The organism is Amycolatopsis sp. NPDC059021 (assembly GCF_042739895.1).
In the GTDB taxonomy this organism is placed as follows: Bacteria; Actinomycetota; Actinomycetes; order Mycobacteriales; family Pseudonocardiaceae; genus Amycolatopsis.
On the sequence record NZ_JBHYIQ010000019.1, the window covers coordinates 59099 to 75232 of the forward strand.

Genomic DNA, 16134 nt, shown 5'->3' on the forward strand with positions numbered 1-16134 from the left:
TCAGTCTGCCTTACCTGATCACTCGAGGTCGTGCGCCAACCGCGTACTCTTCTTGGAGTAATACGAATACTCCGGGTGACCGGTTCACGAGGAACGCGCACCGGGTGATAAGCAGGTCCGGTGACCCTCGACGACCTTACCCAGCGCCTGCGCGAGTTCGCCGCGGCACGCGCCTGGGAGCCCTTCCACACCCCGAAGAACCTGACCATGGCGCTGTCCGGCGAGGTGGGCGAACTGATCTCGCTCTTCCAGTGGCTCACGCCCGAGGAGGCGGCGGCCTGGCGCTCGGATCCGGAGCTGGAAGCCAACGTCCTCGACGAGATCGCGGACGTCACGCTCTACCTGGTCCAGCTCGCCAACAGCCTCGGCGTCGACCTCCTCGCCGCCGCGAACGCCAAGATCGACCGCAACGAGATCCGGTTCCCACCACCGAAGACCGCCGATCCGGCGACGCCCTCGCCCGATCCGTCGCGGTGACCGGCTAGCCTCGGGGAATGCATCAGAACAGCACCGACGGGCTGCTCGGCTGGCTCGCGAGGCTGGACGAGAAGCAACTGGCGACCGTCCTGCAGCACAGGGCGGACACGCTGCTGCCGCCGTGGCCACGCAGGCTCGACGTGCTGGCCGCGCGGCTGTCGTCGAACACGTCGATGTCGAAGGCCATCGAGCCGCTGCCCGCCCCGTATGTCCAGGCCCTGCACGCGGTCCAGCTCTGTTTCGCGCTCGGCCAGGACCCGGCGCCCATCGACGAGATCGCCCGGTGGCTCGGCACGAAGACGGCGACCGTCGAGTCCATTGTGGACGAACTGCAGGACAGGGCGCTGGCATGGCGCGAGGACGGGGGTGTGGCACTTCCCGAGGTGCTGCACGCCGACGCCTACCAGCAGTACGGCCTCGGACGCTCCATGGCGGACATGCTCTCGGCGTTGAGCATCCCGAACCTCAGGCAGCTCAGCGACACGCTGGGCCTGCCGTCGAAAGGGCCGAAACGGGAACTCCAGGAAAACCTCGTCGCGTTCTACCGTGACGGCGACAAGGTCCGGGAGCTGGTCGCCACCGCACCCGCGGGGACGCGGGCCGCGCTCGTCGAGATGGCCGCGGACGGCCCGGACGTGGAGAATCTGCACGTCGAAGCCCTGTCCGAGGCCTCGCCATTGGCCTGGGCGTTCGCGCGTGCGCTGCTGTTCAGCACCTACTACGGCATGGGCTACATGGCCCTCGAGATTTCGCTCGCGCTGCGTGGCCCGGACTACCACCTGCCGTTCACGCCGGAACCGCCCGAACTCCCCACCACCACGGTCGGCGCCGAACACGCCGAAGCGCTCGCGTCGGCGGCCACGCTGCGGCTGCTCGACCGGGCCACCGCGATCCTCGACACGGCCGCCGCGGAGCCGCTTCCCCTGCTCAAGGACGGCAACGTCGGTGCCCGGCTGATCAAGAAACTCGCCAAGGACTTCGGCGCGTCCGTCCCGGAGATCGAGCTGGCGCTGGAGCTGCTCCTCGACACGCAGTTGCTGGTCGCCGTGGAAACCGGCCCGGCGCCGTCCGGCCGCGGCCGCAAGGCCCCGCCCCGGCCGCTGGGGCTGAGCCCGAACGACGAGATCGCCCGGCCGGGACAGGCCGAACTGGCGCTCCTGCTGCTCACCGCATGGTGGACCCCCTCCTCGCCCGAGTACGACCACGACCTCCTCGGCACGGCGGCCGCCTACCACCAGCTGACCGTGCGGTTGCTCGCCGAACTCGAACCCGGCACCGCGGTCACCGATCAGGCCGCGTTCGCCCGGATGGCCGCCTGGCGGGCGCCGATGCTGGAGGAAACCGAGCTGGCGGAGAACCTCCCGGTGGCCTTGGCGGAAGGAGAGTTGCTCGGCGTCGTCGCCTCGGGTGCGCTGACCACGATCGGGCGAGCGCTCGAGCACCTCGAAACCGACGAACAGCCGCTGCGGGACGCCGTCGGGGAACTGGTGGCCCGCGCTCGCACGACCGCGTTGTTCGGCACCGATCTGACCGCGATCGTGCCGGGCTCGCCCGACACCCGGCTCACCGCCCTGCTCGACCGCGTCGCCGACCGGGAGGCGCAGGGCACCGCGACCAGCTGGCGCTTCAGCCCGGCGACCGTCCGGCGTGCGTTCGACCAGGGCGCGACGGCCGAGACACTGCTGGAAGAGCTGCGCTCGATCGCGCAGGGCGAGCTCCCGCAGCCGCTGGTCTACCTCGTCAACGACGTCGCGAGGCGACACGGCGAGGCCCGCGTGATGAACGTCGCGAGCGTCGTCGTCGGCGAGGACCCGGCCACCCTCGCCGAGATCGCCGCGCATCGGAAACTCGGAAAACTGGGCCTGCGCGCGATCGCTCCCACCGTGCTCACGTCCACAGTGGACGCCGCGGGCACGCTGGCCGCCCTGCGTGACGCGGGCTACGCACCCACTCACCACGAGGCCGACGGCAGCATCATTCTCCCCGGCACCGCACCACAACCGGCACTGGCCGCCGCTGTCCCGGAGCCGGACAGGTCCTACGCAGCGCCGCCGCCCGAGGACCCGGTCCGCCACGCGAGCCGGCTGCTGGCCGCGCCGCTTTCGGCTCCGCCGCTGCAACGCGGCCAGCTGGCCAAGGCGTTCAGCGATCGCTATGGCGGTCGTCTCAGCCTGGATCAGCAGCGCGTGTGCTGGCAGCTCGAAGCGGGACAGCCGGTTCCCGTGCAGTACCACGAAGAGGACGGCGAAACGTCGACCCTGCTCGTCCTCGCCCCGGAACTGGACGTCGACGTGCTCGACGCGTGGTGTGTCCATGAGAACAAGTACCGCCGCCTCGCGCTGGAACGGATCGAACTGGACATGTCGTAGCCTCGGGGTATGCCCATTCAGGTACTGCTCGTCGACGATCACGAACTGGTCCGTCGCGGCCTGCGTGATCTTCTCGGCGACGAGCCCGACATCGAGGTCGTCGCCGAGGCCGGCGGTGTCGACGAAGCACTCGCGGTGGCGATGCACGTGGAGCCGGACGTGGCGGTCGTCGACGTCCGGCTCGGCGACGGGGACGGCATCACGCTCTGCCGTGAACTCCGTTCCAAGCCGAACGCGCCCCAGTGCCTGATGCTCACCGCCTTCGACGACGAGGAGGCCATGGTCGGCGCGATCATGGCCGGCGCCTCCGGGTACCTGCTGAAACAGGTCCGCGGCCAGGACGTGGTCAACGCCGTGCGCGAGGTCGCGGCGGGCCGGTCGCTGCTGGACCCGGTCACGACCGCCCGTGTCCTCGACAAGCTCCGGCACCCGCCCACGGACGACCTCGACACGCTCACCGAACGCGAACGGGACGTCCTCGAGCTGATCGGCCAGGGGCTTTCGAACCGCGAGATCGCGGAACGCCTCTTCCTCGCCGAAAAGACCGTGAAGAACTACGTCACGTCCGTGCTGGCGAAGCTCGGCATGCAACGCCGCACGCAGGCCGCCGCGTGGATCGCGCGGCGGGACAAGTAGCCGTCACGCTCCATTGTGGACGGATTGACCGTGCCTGCGCTCAGCCGTGCACGGTGTCGCGCTGGTCCGGGATGACGCTGCCGTCGTCGCGCAGCACCGGACCCCGGGTGCCGTCGGCGTTTTCGTACGCCGTGGTGGAGCAAGGGTAGGCCCGCTTCAGTTCCGGGAGCGGCTGGATGAACATCGGGTTCACCGCCCACCGGTCGTCGGCGTTGTCGTAGGCACGGCACATCAGCTCGTCCTTGTTGCGGTTGAGCGCGATCCGGACGCCGGTCGCGTCGCGCAGCATCGACACGTCGGTCGTCGCGTCGCCGCCCGCCACGGCCTGCCGGATCGAGGCGGGCGCCTGGTCGAGCTGCGCCGCGCCCTGGATTCCGAGGATCTTCTTGTTGATGAAGCAGCGTTTCCCGTCGATGTAGGTGATGATCCCGTCCGCGCCGTCCGGAATGCCGCCGCAGCCTTCAAGGTGACCGTTGATCCGGCCGTGGGTGGTCAGCGAGCCGATCCCGATGGTGCGGCTGGGCGGGATCCCGGCGCCGGAGCTCCACACGTCCGCGGTTTCCTTGGGCGAGGCCGAAACCACCCAGGTGGCGAACCCGGCGCGGTTCAGCGTCGCGATGAGGTCCTTGATCTCCGGGTAGTACCGGACCCACGCGACCTGCGTCGTCGAACCGACCCGCTGCGTCGCGCCGATCGGCGCCCGGAGCGCCTCGTCCCGCGCCTGGCGCGCGATCGCCCGCACCTCGTCGGGCCGGTATCCGGCGTTGATCTGCGCGACCCAGGCGTAGGCGGCCTCCATCCTGCGCCGGTCCGCGTCGGCGAAGACGTCCTTGCCCGCGGTGGTCTTCCCGTCCTTGCGCACCGAGAGCAACTCGTCGGCGCAGGCGACGTTCGTACTGGTGGGCAATGGTTTTCCGGCCGGAGTCTCGGTGCCGCAGGCAGCGCTCAGCGCCTTCGCGCCCTCGTCGGTCATGTACCGGCTCGTCGTGCGCCAATCCCGTTCACGCGGCTGGAGCACCTTGTCGTGCCGGATCATCCAGAACACCGTCTGATCCGAGATGTCGTTCTTGATCACCGTGTTGTCCCAGTCGAACACGGCCAGCGGCGCCGGGCGCTCGCGATGTCCGCCGCATCGGCCACGCTCGTCGATCACCCGTTGGATCTTCGCGGCATTGTCGCCGTACCACCGATCCGCGAGCTGCAGTTCCGGGCAGGGCCACCCGGCGGTGTCCGCCTCGGCGGTGGCCGCGGGGATGCTCGCGGCGGTCAGGGCGGCGACGGCGAATCCCGTGGTCAGGGTGCGGGCGAGCTTCGGCATGCGGTCTCCAGCGTCGGCGATCGGACGAGGTGATCTTGCCACGAACGGCTGACGCGAATCTTCCCTTGTCCGGCCTAGTCGCCATCACGCAGTGCCACTTTCCCGGCGCGTTTTTCACTCGTTAGAGAGTCGAATGTATGTTCGACTCTCCGGTACGATCGTCGGCACGTCGTCCGTTGTGGACGCCCTGTGGTGACCACCGTCCAGAAGGGAGGTGACTCGATGACCCGAGAAGGCTGAGCAGCGGACCTAGTCCACCGGCAGATCGAAGGCGACGAGCGTGCCGAGGCTCGGCGAGGAGTTGATGAAGAACTTCCCGCCCGCGGCTTCCGCACGTTCGGAAAGATGGCGCAGACCACGGGTGGCAACACCCTGGGGAACACCGGAACCGTTGTCACGTACGCGGAGTTTCACGCCCTCCGCGTCGCGTGTGAGGGTCACCCTGGTCGCGCTGGCGCCGGAATGTCTGACCACATTGGACAGCGCCTCGCGCAGCGCGGCGCGGATGTGATCGGCGCGCTCGGCGGGAACGTCGGCGAATTCACCGGAAAGCTCGAGCGTCGGCGGGTATCCCAGCAGCTCGCCGGCGATGCGCACTTCACCGCGCGCGGATTCGGCCAGATCGGCCGGTGCGCCGGTGTCGTGCCTCGGCTCCGGTGACCGGAGCGCGCGTACGGTGCCTCGGATCTCCTCGATGGTCTGGTCGAGCTGGTCGATCGCGTCGGACAGCCGTGCGCTGTCGGCCTGGGCGAACCGTTTGCGCATATTGCGCCGGACCCGGTCGAGCTGCATCCCGGCGCCGTACAGCCGCTGCACGATGACGTCGTGCAGTTCGCGGGCTATGCGCTCGCGCTCCTGGTAGAGCGTGACGCGATGGCGCGCGTTGGCTCCCTCGGCCAACGCGAGCACGACGCCCGCCTGTGCGGCGAAGGCAACCAGCATCTCGACCGTGCCCGCGGAGAACGGATCACGCCCGTGCCGCCGGTACACGGTGAGCGCGCCCAGCACGCGTCCACCGGAGCCGAACGGCGCGGCCGCGAAGGGGCCGAAGCCACGCAGTTCCTCCCGCACGTACGGCGCGGTGCGCGGGTCGACGGTGAAGTCCTCGGTCACCACCGGTTCGCCACCACGGGCGACCTGCCCCGCGGCCGAGTCGGCGGGCAGGGTCAAGCCGCGGAGCGACTCGTCGGCACCACTGTGGTCGTGCATCGCTTCGACGACGACCTGGCCGTCGTCGGCGCTGACCATGACCAGTCCGAGGTCGGCCTCGGCGAGTTCGGCGGCCCTGGCCACGACGGTGTCCAGCACCGCACCCGGATCGTCGCCGGACAGGGCGGTGCTGGTGATCTCGGTGGCGGCGGACAGTGCCCGCGCGGCAAGCGTCGGATCCATGAGCAGTACCGACATTAGACCGCCCCGGCTCCGGCAGGTCGACATGTGGTGACCTGGCCCTCGCGGATTTCGACCACGAGGTCGGCCTCGGCCGCTTCGTCCGCGCTGTGGGTCACGTGCACCACGGTCCGGCCCGCGAGCGCGGCGCGCAGTGTTGCGCGCAAGGCCCTGGCGGTCGGTTCGTCGAGATGCGCGGTCGGTTCGTCCAGCAGCACCAGGTCCGCCGCCGGTGCGGCAAGCAGCGCCCGAGCGAGGGCGACGCGTTGTGCCTGCCCGCCGGAGAGCCCGGCGCCGGCGCTGTCGAGCATCGTGGCGGGATCCAGGTCGCCGAGTTCGGCCTGCGCGAGCACCCGCCTGATGTCGTCGTCCGTGGCGGCGGGATCGGCGAGGCGGAGGTTCTCGGCGACGGTCGTCGACACGAGCATCGGTTCCTGCGGTGCCCAGGCGACCTTGCCCGGCACAGTCACCTCACCCCGGCTGGGCGTGAGGAAGCCGAGCAGGGCCGCGAGAAGCGTCGACTTGCCCGCGCCGCTTGGGCCGACGACGGCGACATAGCTGCCGGGAGTGAGTTCGAGGTCGACGTCACGCAGCACGGGCTGGCCACCTGGCCACGCGAGGTCTGCCCTGTGCAGCCCGGCGTGCTGCCCGGATCGCATGGCAGAGCGTTCGCCGGCGGTGGCCGCGAGTTCGTCGATCTCGGCGACGCGGGTCCTGGCCTGGCGCAGCGTGTCCCAGTGCTGCGCCACGGGCGGGAGCAGCGCGAGGACTTCGGCGACGGCCAGCGGGACGAGGGCGAGCACCGGCGCCAGCACGGCCTCGAGGGTGCCCGCCGCGACGGCTTGCGCGGCCAGACCGGTGCTGACGACCATGGCCGCGCCGCAGGCCAGTGTGATCAGCGCTTCCGCCGCGCCCGTGCCGAAAGCCTGTCGGCGTGCGTCCGCGGCGAGTCGCGCGTCAGTGGCGGCGAGGTCCTCGCGGCGTTGTCGTGCCGTGCCGAAGGCGAGCAGTTCGGCGGCCGATTCGAACAGCACCAGCACCTTGGCGGCCACCGCCCGGCGCCCCTCCGACAGCGCCGACGTCGCCCGTCGCTCCGCCCCCAGCGCCAAGAACGGCGCGAAAGCACTGACGAGCACGGCGACGGCCAGCGTGACACCGGCCGACGGCAGCAGCCACGTCTGCACGGCGATCGCCCCCGCCGCGACCAGCGCGACGACGATCGGCGGCGAGACGACCCGGGGCAGCAGATCGCGCACGGTATCGACATCGGCGACCAGACGGCGTTGTCCTTCCCCGGCACGGAAACCGCGTGCGGGTCCGAGCCGGGTCAGCGACTCCCACAACCGCACCCGAAGACGTCCGGCGACACGGAAGGCGGCGTCGTGCGTGACGAGACGTTCGACGTAGCGAAGCACGGCCCGGCCGAGACCGAACGCGCGCACTCCGACGACCGCGACCGTCAGCGTCAGGATCGGCGGCCGCAGGGAGGCCGTGGCGATGAGCCAGCCGGACGTCGCGGTCAGCGCGATCCCGCAGAGCAGCGCGAGTGCTCCGAGCACGCCGCCGCCGATGAGCCGACGGTCGGCGAACAGCCGCTGAAAAACGGGACGGTGGACCGAACCGAGGGCAGCCACCTCGGTCCGGTCCACCGGCTCGGGGTCCACCGCGACGACGGCGGACCGCTCGTGCGCGGCGATGATCGCCGCCGCGCCGTTGTCCACGGCCAGCTCCACGGCGTCCATGACGCGGCGGGCGTTGACCTCGTCGAGGTGTGCGGTGGGTTCGTCGAGCAGCATCAGCCACGCGCCCGCGCGCACCCGCAGCAGCGCCCGCCCGACGGCGACGCGCTGCCGTTGCCCCAGCGAGAGTTTGTCCACGGGCCGGTCGGCGAGGCCGGTCAAACCGAGTTGTGCGAGCACGGCATCGACGTCCTCGCCTGCCGGAGCGAGTTCCTCCCGAACGGTGCCGCCCGCGAACACCGGATTCTGCGGCACCCAGGCGACATCGCGACGCCAGTGCGTCAGATCGGCGTCGGCGAGACGGGCGCCGCCGACGGTGATCGTCCCGTCGTGCGACGGCACAAAACCCAGCAGTGTCAGCAAAGTTGTCGTCTTGCCGCCGCCGCTCGGCGCACGAAGCCAGGTGATCTGGCCCGGCCAGACCTCGAAGCTTTCGCCATCGGGCGCGAAGCCTCCTCGCCGTGCGACACGCAGTCCCGACACGCGCATCTCCCCGCGAGGAAGCCGCTCAGTGCCCTCGGCGGGAACAGGCTCGGCCAAGATCGCGGTGACGCGACGCACCGCCTCGACGCCGTCTTCGCTGGCGTGAAAAGCCGCGCCGACAGCACGAATCGGCTGGTAGCACTCGGGCGCGAGGATCAGCACGCCGAGGCCGATCGCGAGCGGCAGGTTTCCACCCACGAGCCGGACACCGATCACCACGGCGATCAACGCGACCGAAAGCGTCGCGGCGAGTTCGAGGACGAACGCCGAGGAGAAGGCGACCTTCAAAGTCTTGAGCGTCGCGCGACGATGCCGTTCCGACAGTCGCCGGACGACGTCGGACTGGGCGCGAGCGCGCCGGAACGCGGTCAGCACCGGCAACGCGCGGACGAGTTCCAGCAGCAGCCCGGACATGCGATGCGTCGCGTCGGTGGCCCCGGCGACGCGGTCGGCGGTGTAGCGGCCGACGAGGATCGCGAACATCGGCAGCAGCGGCACGGTCAGCGCGATGATCACCGCGGACGGCCAGTCGGCGAACAGCACCGCGGCCCCGGCACCGAGCGGGACGACCGCGGCCGTCATCAGCGCCGGGAGGTACTCGCGGAAGTAGGCGTCGAGCGCGTCGAGGCCCCGGGTCGTCAACGCGGTCAGCTCGCCGTGCCCGCGCCGCGCGATCCACTCCGGCCCCAGCCGCAGCACGTGGTCGACGGCCCTGGCCCGCAGCTCCTCCTTGGCGGTGGCGGCCGCGCGGGCCGAGATCACCCGCACCGCCCAGCCTGCCAGTGCCCGGCCCGCGACCACCGCGAGCAGGACGGCCAGCTGGGCGGTGCGGCCCCCGACCCCTGTGGAGACGACCGACGCGAGTACGTCGGCCAACAGGAAGGCCTGTGTCACCAGCAATGCGGCGTTGAGCAGCGAAAGCGCCGCGACCTGGGTCAACGCCCGGCGCGCCGCGGGCCCGAGAGCCCGAAACGCGCCGAGCGGACCCTTTCCCGGCCGCGCTGGGTCCATTGTGGACACCGTGGCGGAAAGGGACGCGCTGCCGGGAAGCTTCGTCATGGTGCGTGCACCGCGGGGATGTGCTGGGTGCCGATGCGTTTGCGGAACACCCAGTACGTCCAGCCCTGGTAGATCAGCACCGCGGGGGCACCGAACAGGGACACCCAGCTCATCACCACGAGCGTGTAGTGGCTCGACGCCGAACCGGCGATCGTGAGGCTGTGTGCCGGATCGAGGGTCGACGGCAGGACGTTCGGGTAGAGCGCACCGAAGATCGTGATCACGGCCGCGGCGACCACGACACCGAGCGCGGCGAACGCCTGGCCGTCACGGTCGGCACGCAGCCGCAGCCAGGCGACGACGGCCGCGAGCAGGGCGATCACCAGCGTGACCAGCGTCCACACCTTCCCGGTGCGCGACTGCACGATGATGAGGAACGCCACCATCGGCAGCAACGCGACCGGCAGGATCCGGTAAGCCAGGAGGCGCGCGCGTTCTCGCAGGTCACCGGTGGTCTTGAGGGCGAGGAACGCGGCGCCGTGGGTCAGTGAGAACCCGACGACGGCGAGCGCGCCGAGCACGGTGTCCCACCGGATGGCGGCGAACGCGGAGCCGACCCTGTTGCCCGCGGCGTCGAGCGGCAGGCCGAGCGTGGTGGTCGCCAGCAGCAGCCCGACGCCGAGCGGCGGGATCCACGAGCCGATCATGATGACCCTGTCCCAGGTCCGCCGCCAGCGTTCGGAGTCGACCTTCCCGCGGTACTCGAACGCGACGCCGCGGCCGATCAGCCCGACCAGCACGACCAGTAGCGGCAGGTAGGCGGCCGCGAACAGGCCCGCGTACCAGGCGGGAAACGCGGCGAACATGACGCCGGCCGCGACGATGAGCCAGACCTCGTTGCCGTCCCACACCGGGCCGATCGTGTTGACCATGACGCGGCGTTCGGTGTTGTCGCGGCCGAGGATCGGCAGCAGCATGCCGACGCCGAAGTCAAAGCCTTCGAGGAAGAGGTACCCCAACCAGAAGACCGCGACGAGGCAGAACCAGATCGTCTCGAGCGTCATCGGCTCGGCTCCTTCTCCTCGGGCCCCACCGGCGGTCGCATCGACCACGGGGCACGCGTTACCACGTCCCGCCGACGCCGGACGCCCTCGAGGACGTCGTCGCGGCGAGTTATCCACAGTCGGGTGAGTTGTCCACAGATCTGCTGTGGGTAACCCTCCCGGGTGACCATCTCGATACACTGGGTTCGGGGTCGCCCCCCGAGGCGGGTGGGGGATACCTCGAGGGTGGTCAAGGGCGGCCGATCAGTAGGCGAAGGCGAGAGTGTCGTCTTTGTCTTCATCGGATTCGCTGTCCTGCTGGGGTTTCGGGGGCATGACGGCGTCCACGCCGCCGCGGACGTACTTGCGCATGAGGTACACCTCGACCACGCCGAGCACGCCGTAGAGGGCGGTCAGCACGATCAGGGATGTCCACACCTCGCCTGTGGACAACTGCGACACGGCGCGGGCGGTGAACATCCACACGCCGTCGATCCCGGTCGGGTTGGGCGCGACCACGAACGGCTGCCTGCCCATCTCGGTGAAGATCCAGCCCGCGCTGTTGCCGATGAACGGCGTCGCGATCCCGCCGAGCACCAGCAGCGGGAACCACCGGCCGCCCGGGATCCGGCCTCGCCGCGTCAGCCACAGCGCGAGCAGGCCGATCCCGGCCGAGATCGCGCCGAAGCCGATCATGGCCCGGAAGCCCCAGTAGGTCACCGGCAGGTTCGGCACGTAGTCGATCGGCTTGCCCGCGAGCGGGCCGAGCGCCGGGTCGTCCGGATAGTTCGTCCCGTACTTCGCCTGATACTCCCCGATCAGGTTCTCCACGCCCTTGACCTCGGTCGAGAAGTCGTTGTGCGCCAAGAAGGACAGCAACGCGGGCACGGTGAACGTCTTGACCGACTCGCAGTTGGCGTTCGCCACGTCACCGATCGCGAGTATCGAGAAACTCGCGGGCTTTTCCGTGTGGCACAACGCTTCCGCGGAGGCCATCTTCATCGGCTGCTGCTCGAACATGAGCTTGCCCTGCATGTCGCCGGTGATCGCGAGCACGGCGAAGGCCACCACGCCGACCCAGCCGCCGAGCCGCAGCGAGGACCGCCAGACCTCGCGGTGCTCGTCGTCGCTCTTGCGGCGCCGCCACAGGTGCCAGCCCGCGACGCCGACCAGGAACGCCGCCGCCACCGAGAACGCGCCGGCCAGCGTGTGCGGGATCGCGGCGAGCGCGGTGTTGTTCGTCAGCACCGCCCAGATCGAGTTCATGGTGGGCTTGCCGTTGTCGAACGTGACGCCGACCGGGTGCTGCATCCACGAGTTCGCGGCCAGGATGAAGTAGGCCGAAGCCATCGTCGCCAGCGAGAACGCCCACGCGCAGGCGAGGTGCACCTTCTTCGGCAGCCTGTCCCAGCCGAAGATCCACAGGCCGAGGAAGGTCGACTCGACGAAGAACGCGACGAGGCCTTCCATCGCCAGCGGCGCGCCGAACACGTCCCCGACGAAGCGCGAGTAGGCGCTCCACGACATGCCGAACTGGAACTCCTGCACCAGTCCGGTCACCACCCCCATGGCGAAGTTGACCAGGAGCAGCTTGCCCCAGAACTTCGTCATCTTGAGGTACTTCAGCGAACCGGTGCGGACCCACGCCGTCTGCATGACCGCGACCAGGATGGACAGCCCGATGGTCAGCGGGACCATCAGGAAGTGATAGACGGTGGTGATGCCGAACTGCCACCGCGCTAGCTCCAGGACCTCCACGCGATCAAGCCTGCTCCGCCAGCCGGAACCCGGCCAGTTCAACTGGTCCTGTTCTCGGCGGGACGAAGGTCCTGCCCTCGGAAAAGAAGGTCCCGCAAGGGGAAATCCGGCCTAGCGCGTCTCGAGGGTTACCCATTCGAGGTACTCGGCTCCGCCGCCCTCGATCGGCGTCACGATGATCTCCGGGACGTCGTAGGAGTGCCGAGCCTTGAGCAGGTCCACGAGCGCGGCCGCGCGATCCCGCGCCGTCTTGCACTCGACGCGCCATTCGGTCTCCGTCTGCACCGCGCCCTCCCAGCGGAACACGCTGGTGATCGGGCCGACGATCTGCGCGCACGCCGCCACGCGCGCCTCGATGGCGGCGGAGGCCAGCGCACGAGCGGCGTCCTCGGAATCGATGGTCGAGGCGACAACGACGTGGTCAGCGGACATGCCGTCACGGTACCGCAAACCACAAAAGCGATTTCGGCACGCCGAAAAAACAAATCCGGTCGCCCACGAAGCAGTATTCACGAGACCCGAATGCGCATTTCGCGAAACCCATCTGCTTGCCCTTTTCCGAATCGCTCCTTTATCGTTGCAGCGAAAGGGGTGCCAAACCACTATGTCTACTACCGCTCTGGCGTTTCTCAGCGCGTTCGGCCTGGTACTGGCCGTGGAACTGCCGGACAAGACACTGGTCGCCACCCTGGTTCTCACCACTCGTTTCCGGGCATGGCCGGTTTTCGCCGGGGTGTGCGCCGCATTCGCCGTGCAATGCGTCGTCGCGGTCGCTTTCGGCAGTGTGCTCACCCTGCTCCCGGATACCGTTGTCGCTTTGGTCGTGGCCGCGATGTTCGGCGTCGGCGCGTTCATGCTCCTGCGGGAGGGATTCCGCGAAGGCACCGACGGCGGCGAGGACGCGTCACGCTCCGGGCCGGCCCCGCTGTCCTTCCTGCGCTCCGCGATCACGTCGTTCGGGGTGCTCTTCGCCGCCGAATGGGGCGACGCGTCCCAGCTCGCGACGGCCAGTGTCGCCGCGAAGTTCGCGAGCCCGATCGCGGTCGGACTCGGCGCGTTCGTGGCCCTGGTCTCGGTGGCCGGGCTCGCCGTGTTCATCGGCGCGAAGATCCGCAGCCGGATCCGGCCGCGGCTGATCCAGCGCTGCGCCGGGTTCGTCTTCGCGGGCTTCGCCGTCCTCACCCTCGCCCAGCTGGCGTTCTGAGCCGCCGGCGCTCGCTACAGGGGTTTCACAGGATCACCAGGTAACCTCTCGCGGAACCGCGGGTGAGGGCAAGGTGAACCGGCGATGACGTCGGGGCGCCTTGCCCTCGCGCATGCCAGCCCCGACCCGCTCAGGAGCCAGCCCGGTGACCTCGCCGAAGACCGCCGTCGCGCGTGCCGTCTCGCCCGTGCACGGCAGGCTGGCGGTCGTCGGCATGGCGACCGCGGTGCTCATCTCCGTCGACCTGCACGTCCGGCTGTCCGGACAGGTCAGCCCGATCTGGCAGACACTGTCGGAGTACGTCTACGGCCGCCTCGGCCACGGCTCCGCCGCGCTCCTGTTCGGCGCGATGTGCCTGGCGCTCGCGCTCGGCTCGCTCGCCCTGCTCACCGGGATCGCCAGGACCCGCCGGGAGGGCACGCGGCCGGTGCTGGCCCTGCTCGGGGTGTGGTGTGCCGGGCTGCTGGTCTGCGCGACCGTCCCGGTGGATCCCGAGGGGCAGGCCCGCTCGCTGGCCGGTCAGGTGCACAACTACGCCGCGCTGACGGCGTTCGTCGCGCTGCCCGCGGCCGCGTGGGTGCTCACCCGCCGCGGCCGCTCCCGCTGCCCGTGGGAGCCGCGGCGGACCACGATCCGGTGGCTCGCGGTGGCCAGTATGACGAGCGTGCTGGTGGTGCTCGGCGGGTTCATCGCGACGCTGGTCATCGGCCCGATGCGCCAGGAGATCAGCATGGGCCTGTTCGAACGCCTGCTGTTCACCATCGACCTCGCCCTGCTGGCCACGATGGTCCGGCCGCTGCTGGAGCCCGCCCGGCCCCGCTAGCCGAGCGGATCGACGTGGATGTCCTCGACGCCGTCACCCGACAGCCACCACGATGTGTACTGCTCATCGGGACCGACGCGTAGTTCGGCGCCGTCATCGAACGTCAACGTCAGCCGGTGGTCCATCAGGTCGGCCGCCACCACGGTCCTGCCGAACAGCGCGAGCACGGGAGGCAGCGTGCTCCGCTCCTCCGGGTCGATCTCGTGCCGCGCCCCGTCCGCGCCGAGCAGCGTGAACGGCACCGAGACGGCCAGCTCGGCGCAGACCTCGGCCCCGCGGACCAGCAGGAGCCGCACCTGATGGTCGAACGCGGTCCTGGTGACCTCGCAGCCGACCAGGTCCGGCGCCGTCATGACGTCTCCGTCCGGAGGATGTCCGCGAGACGGGCGGCCGCGGCGACGACCTGGGGGCCGACCTCCTTCGCGGCCAGCGGCTCCAGCGACACCACGCCCACGCTCGCGCGCAGACCCGGCACGCCCCGCACCGGAGCCGCGACCCCGGACGCGCCCGCCTCCAGTTCGCCCGTGGACGTCGCCCAGCCGTCGCCACCCGGACGCAGTGTCATCGCCCTGCCCGCCGCACCCGCGGCGAGCGGATGCCGCGTGCCGATGCGGTAGGCGACGTGGAAGCTGGTCCACGTCGGCTCGACCACGGCGACGGCGAGTGCCTGGTCGCCCTGCGCCACCGAGAGATGCGCTGTCGCGCCCACCTTCTCCGCCAGCTCGCGCAGCACCGGCGCCGCCGCGTCCCGCAGCTGCGGCAGCACCTGGCCCGCGAGCCGGAGCAGGCCGACGCCGAGCCGGACCTTGGTGCCGTCCCGCCAGACGAGCCCGCGTTCGGACAGCGGCACGAGCAGCCGGTACACCGCCGCCCGGCTGGCGCCGATGGCGACCGCGAGCTCCGAGATGGTCGCCGCGCCGCCACCGGCGTCGGCGACCGCCTGGAGCAGCGCCAGTCCGCGATCCAGCGTCAGCGAGCCTTCACGCGTCACAACAGTTCGAGTTCCCCGAGGTCGGCGATCGGCTCGTCGAACGACGCGGCCGCGTAGGACGCGAAGAGCTGCCGGACCGCCTTCGCGGCGGGTTCGGACAGCGCGCGTGCCTCGGCGGCCAGCGCCTTCCCGTCGGTCGACTCCAGCGCCGCGCGGACGTCCCCGCCGGACAGGCAGCGGGCCGAGGCGACCAGCAGGTTGAGGAAGCCGTGGTGGGTGAAGCCGCTGTCGGCGTCGGTATGCCGGATGGCCCGGTGCAGGCTGTTGGTCGCCTTGAACGAGGCACCCTCGGCACCGCTGACCACGGACAGGAAGTCCGCGACCTCGTCGACGCTGGGGAAGTTCTCCCCGGCCTGGCCACCACACCGGATCTTCGGCCAGCTGCCGTGCTCGATGACCTTCCGCACACCGTCCAGCCAGCCGACACCGCGGCGCGGCTCGACGACGCGGATGACGTCCTCGGGCACGAACTCCGAGACCCGCTCCAGCCACACCTCGTCGACGTCCGACGGGGCCGGCATCTCGACCATCCGCAGCGCGAGCAGTTCGCCGCGGGATTCCACGATCGAGATCGCCTTCGGCACGCCGCCCAGACCGGTGTCGATGATCAGCGACAGCGGCAGCGGCTCCTTCGGTTTGATCTTGATGAGCTCGGTGATCAGCTCCGGCAGGCGGGAGGCCTGGCAGAGGAAAACCCCCAGTACACCGGCGTGTTCACCGGTCCGCGACGCGAAGTGCGCACGGAGCGCGTCGGGCATCTTCGCATCGGCAGGCGGGAACAGCGCCGAGTCGTCGACGAGCCGCGCGAACAGGGGAGGAATTCCACGGGGGCCGGGGGGCGTGAGTTCCACAGCGCTTGACACGACTGACACGCTAGTAGCGTACGACATGAGGACAAAATCGTT

General features: G+C 70.2%; 14 protein-coding genes. 5 read left to right on the forward strand and 9 right to left on the reverse strand.

Annotation, left to right across the window (positions count from 1 at the left end; genetic code table 11):
• Positions 1-120 precede the first annotated feature (120 nt).
• Genes ACFWX1_RS14050 through ACFWX1_RS14060 form a run of 3 tightly spaced genes read left to right on the forward strand, consistent with a single transcriptional unit; the run spans position 121 to position 3482 of the window.
• Positions 121-477, forward strand: coding sequence for a nucleotide pyrophosphohydrolase (locus tag ACFWX1_RS14050; RefSeq protein WP_378387174.1), 357 nt, complete (start codon positions 121-123; stop codon positions 475-477).
• A gap of 17 nt (positions 478-494) precedes the next feature.
• Positions 495-2846, forward strand: a complete 2352-nt coding sequence (locus tag ACFWX1_RS14055; RefSeq protein ID WP_378387176.1) for a helicase-associated domain-containing protein — start codon at positions 495-497, stop codon at positions 2844-2846.
• Between the two features lie 9 nt (positions 2847-2855).
• Positions 2856-3482, forward strand: coding sequence for a response regulator (locus tag ACFWX1_RS14060; protein WP_378387178.1), 627 nt, complete (start codon positions 2856-2858; stop codon positions 3480-3482).
• A 40-nt stretch (positions 3483-3522) separates the two neighbouring features.
• Here the strand turns inward: ACFWX1_RS14060 and ACFWX1_RS14065 are convergent, their stop codons facing one another.
• From ACFWX1_RS14065 to cutA, 6 genes are all read right to left on the reverse strand, one after another.
• A complete protein-coding gene (locus ACFWX1_RS14065; RefSeq protein WP_378387180.1) occupies positions 3523-4800 on the reverse strand; it encodes a haloacid dehalogenase-like hydrolase in 1278 nt (425 codons plus the stop codon).
• Positions 4801-5049: 249 nt separating this feature from the next.
• The gene (locus ACFWX1_RS14070) at positions 5050-6192 is read right to left on the reverse strand and encodes a GAF domain-containing protein (RefSeq protein WP_378387295.1); all 1143 of its coding nucleotides are present in this window, start codon (positions 6190-6192) and stop codon (positions 5050-5052) included.
• 14 nt (positions 6193-6206) lie between these two features.
• Positions 6207-9470: a thiol reductant ABC exporter subunit CydD gene (gene cydD / locus ACFWX1_RS14075; RefSeq protein ID WP_378387182.1), complete on the reverse strand. Its 3264-nt coding sequence runs from the start codon at positions 9468-9470 to the stop codon at positions 6207-6209.
• Positions 9467-10474 carry a cytochrome d ubiquinol oxidase subunit II gene (gene cydB / locus ACFWX1_RS14080; protein ID WP_378387184.1) on the reverse strand — a complete coding sequence of 336 codons (1008 nt, stop codon included), beginning with the start codon at positions 10472-10474 and terminating at the stop codon, positions 9467-9469. The genes cydD and cydB overlap by 4 nt, the downstream gene beginning before the upstream one ends.
• Positions 10475-10717: 243 nt before the next feature.
• A complete protein-coding gene (locus ACFWX1_RS14085) occupies positions 10718-12211 on the reverse strand; it encodes a cytochrome ubiquinol oxidase subunit I (RefSeq protein WP_378387186.1) in 1494 nt (497 codons plus the stop codon).
• Positions 12212-12322: 111 nt separating this feature from the next.
• A complete protein-coding gene (gene cutA, locus ACFWX1_RS14090) occupies positions 12323-12643 on the reverse strand; it encodes a divalent-cation tolerance protein CutA (RefSeq protein ID WP_378387188.1) in 321 nt (106 codons plus the stop codon).
• Between the two features lie 172 nt (positions 12644-12815).
• On the opposite strand from cutA, the gene ACFWX1_RS14095 reads away from it, so the two are divergent.
• Both ACFWX1_RS14095 and ACFWX1_RS14100 read left to right on the forward strand, forming a co-directional pair.
• Positions 12816-13415: a TMEM165/GDT1 family protein gene (locus ACFWX1_RS14095; RefSeq protein ID WP_378387190.1), complete on the forward strand. Its 600-nt coding sequence runs from the start codon at positions 12816-12818 to the stop codon at positions 13413-13415.
• A gap of 145 nt (positions 13416-13560) precedes the next feature.
• Positions 13561-14238: a DUF998 domain-containing protein gene (locus ACFWX1_RS14100; protein ID WP_378387192.1), complete on the forward strand. Its 678-nt coding sequence runs from the start codon at positions 13561-13563 to the stop codon at positions 14236-14238.
• On the opposite strand, the gene ACFWX1_RS14105 is transcribed toward ACFWX1_RS14100, so the two are convergent.
• From ACFWX1_RS14105 to ACFWX1_RS14115, 3 genes are read right to left on the reverse strand one after another with little or no spacing between them, the layout of a single operon-like run.
• Positions 14235-14591, reverse strand: coding sequence for a DUF6188 family protein (locus ACFWX1_RS14105; RefSeq protein ID WP_378387194.1), 357 nt, complete (start codon positions 14589-14591; stop codon positions 14235-14237). The genes ACFWX1_RS14100 and ACFWX1_RS14105 overlap by 4 nt on opposite strands.
• Positions 14588-15229 (reverse strand): IclR family transcriptional regulator, encoded by a 642-nt coding sequence (locus ACFWX1_RS14110; RefSeq protein ID WP_378387196.1) that lies wholly within the window; start codon positions 15227-15229, stop codon positions 14588-14590. The genes ACFWX1_RS14105 and ACFWX1_RS14110 overlap by 4 nt, the downstream gene beginning before the upstream one ends.
• Positions 15226-16080, reverse strand: coding sequence for a hypothetical protein (locus tag ACFWX1_RS14115; RefSeq protein ID WP_378387297.1), 855 nt, complete (start codon positions 16078-16080; stop codon positions 15226-15228). Before ACFWX1_RS14115 ends, ACFWX1_RS14110 begins: the two co-directional genes overlap by 4 nt.
• Positions 16081-16134: the final 54 nt, after the last annotated feature.

Coding starts and splice junctions, on each gene's coding strand:
- ACFWX1_RS14070 (WP_378387295.1), bottom strand. CDS start 6,192: ATGGATCCGACGCTTGCCGCGCGGGCACTGTCCGCCGCCACCGAGATC.
- ACFWX1_RS14105 (WP_378387194.1), bottom strand. CDS start 14,591: ATGACGGCGCCGGACCTGGTCGGCTGCGAGGTCACCAGGACCGCGTTC.
- ACFWX1_RS14095 (WP_378387190.1), top strand. CDS start 12,816: ATGTCTACTACCGCTCTGGCGTTTCTCAGCGCGTTCGGCCTGGTACTG.
- ACFWX1_RS14060 (WP_378387178.1), top strand. CDS start 2,856: ATGCCCATTCAGGTACTGCTCGTCGACGATCACGAACTGGTCCGTCGC.
- ACFWX1_RS14065 (WP_378387180.1), bottom strand. CDS start 4,800: ATGCCGAAGCTCGCCCGCACCCTGACCACGGGATTCGCCGTCGCCGCC.
- ACFWX1_RS14055 (WP_378387176.1), top strand. CDS start 495: ATGCATCAGAACAGCACCGACGGGCTGCTCGGCTGGCTCGCGAGGCTG.
- cutA (WP_378387188.1), bottom strand. CDS start 12,643: ATGTCCGCTGACCACGTCGTTGTCGCCTCGACCATCGATTCCGAGGAC.
- cydB (WP_378387184.1), bottom strand. CDS start 10,474: ATGACGCTCGAGACGATCTGGTTCTGCCTCGTCGCGGTCTTCTGGTTG.
- cydD (WP_378387182.1), bottom strand. CDS start 9,470: ATGACGAAGCTTCCCGGCAGCGCGTCCCTTTCCGCCACGGTGTCCACA.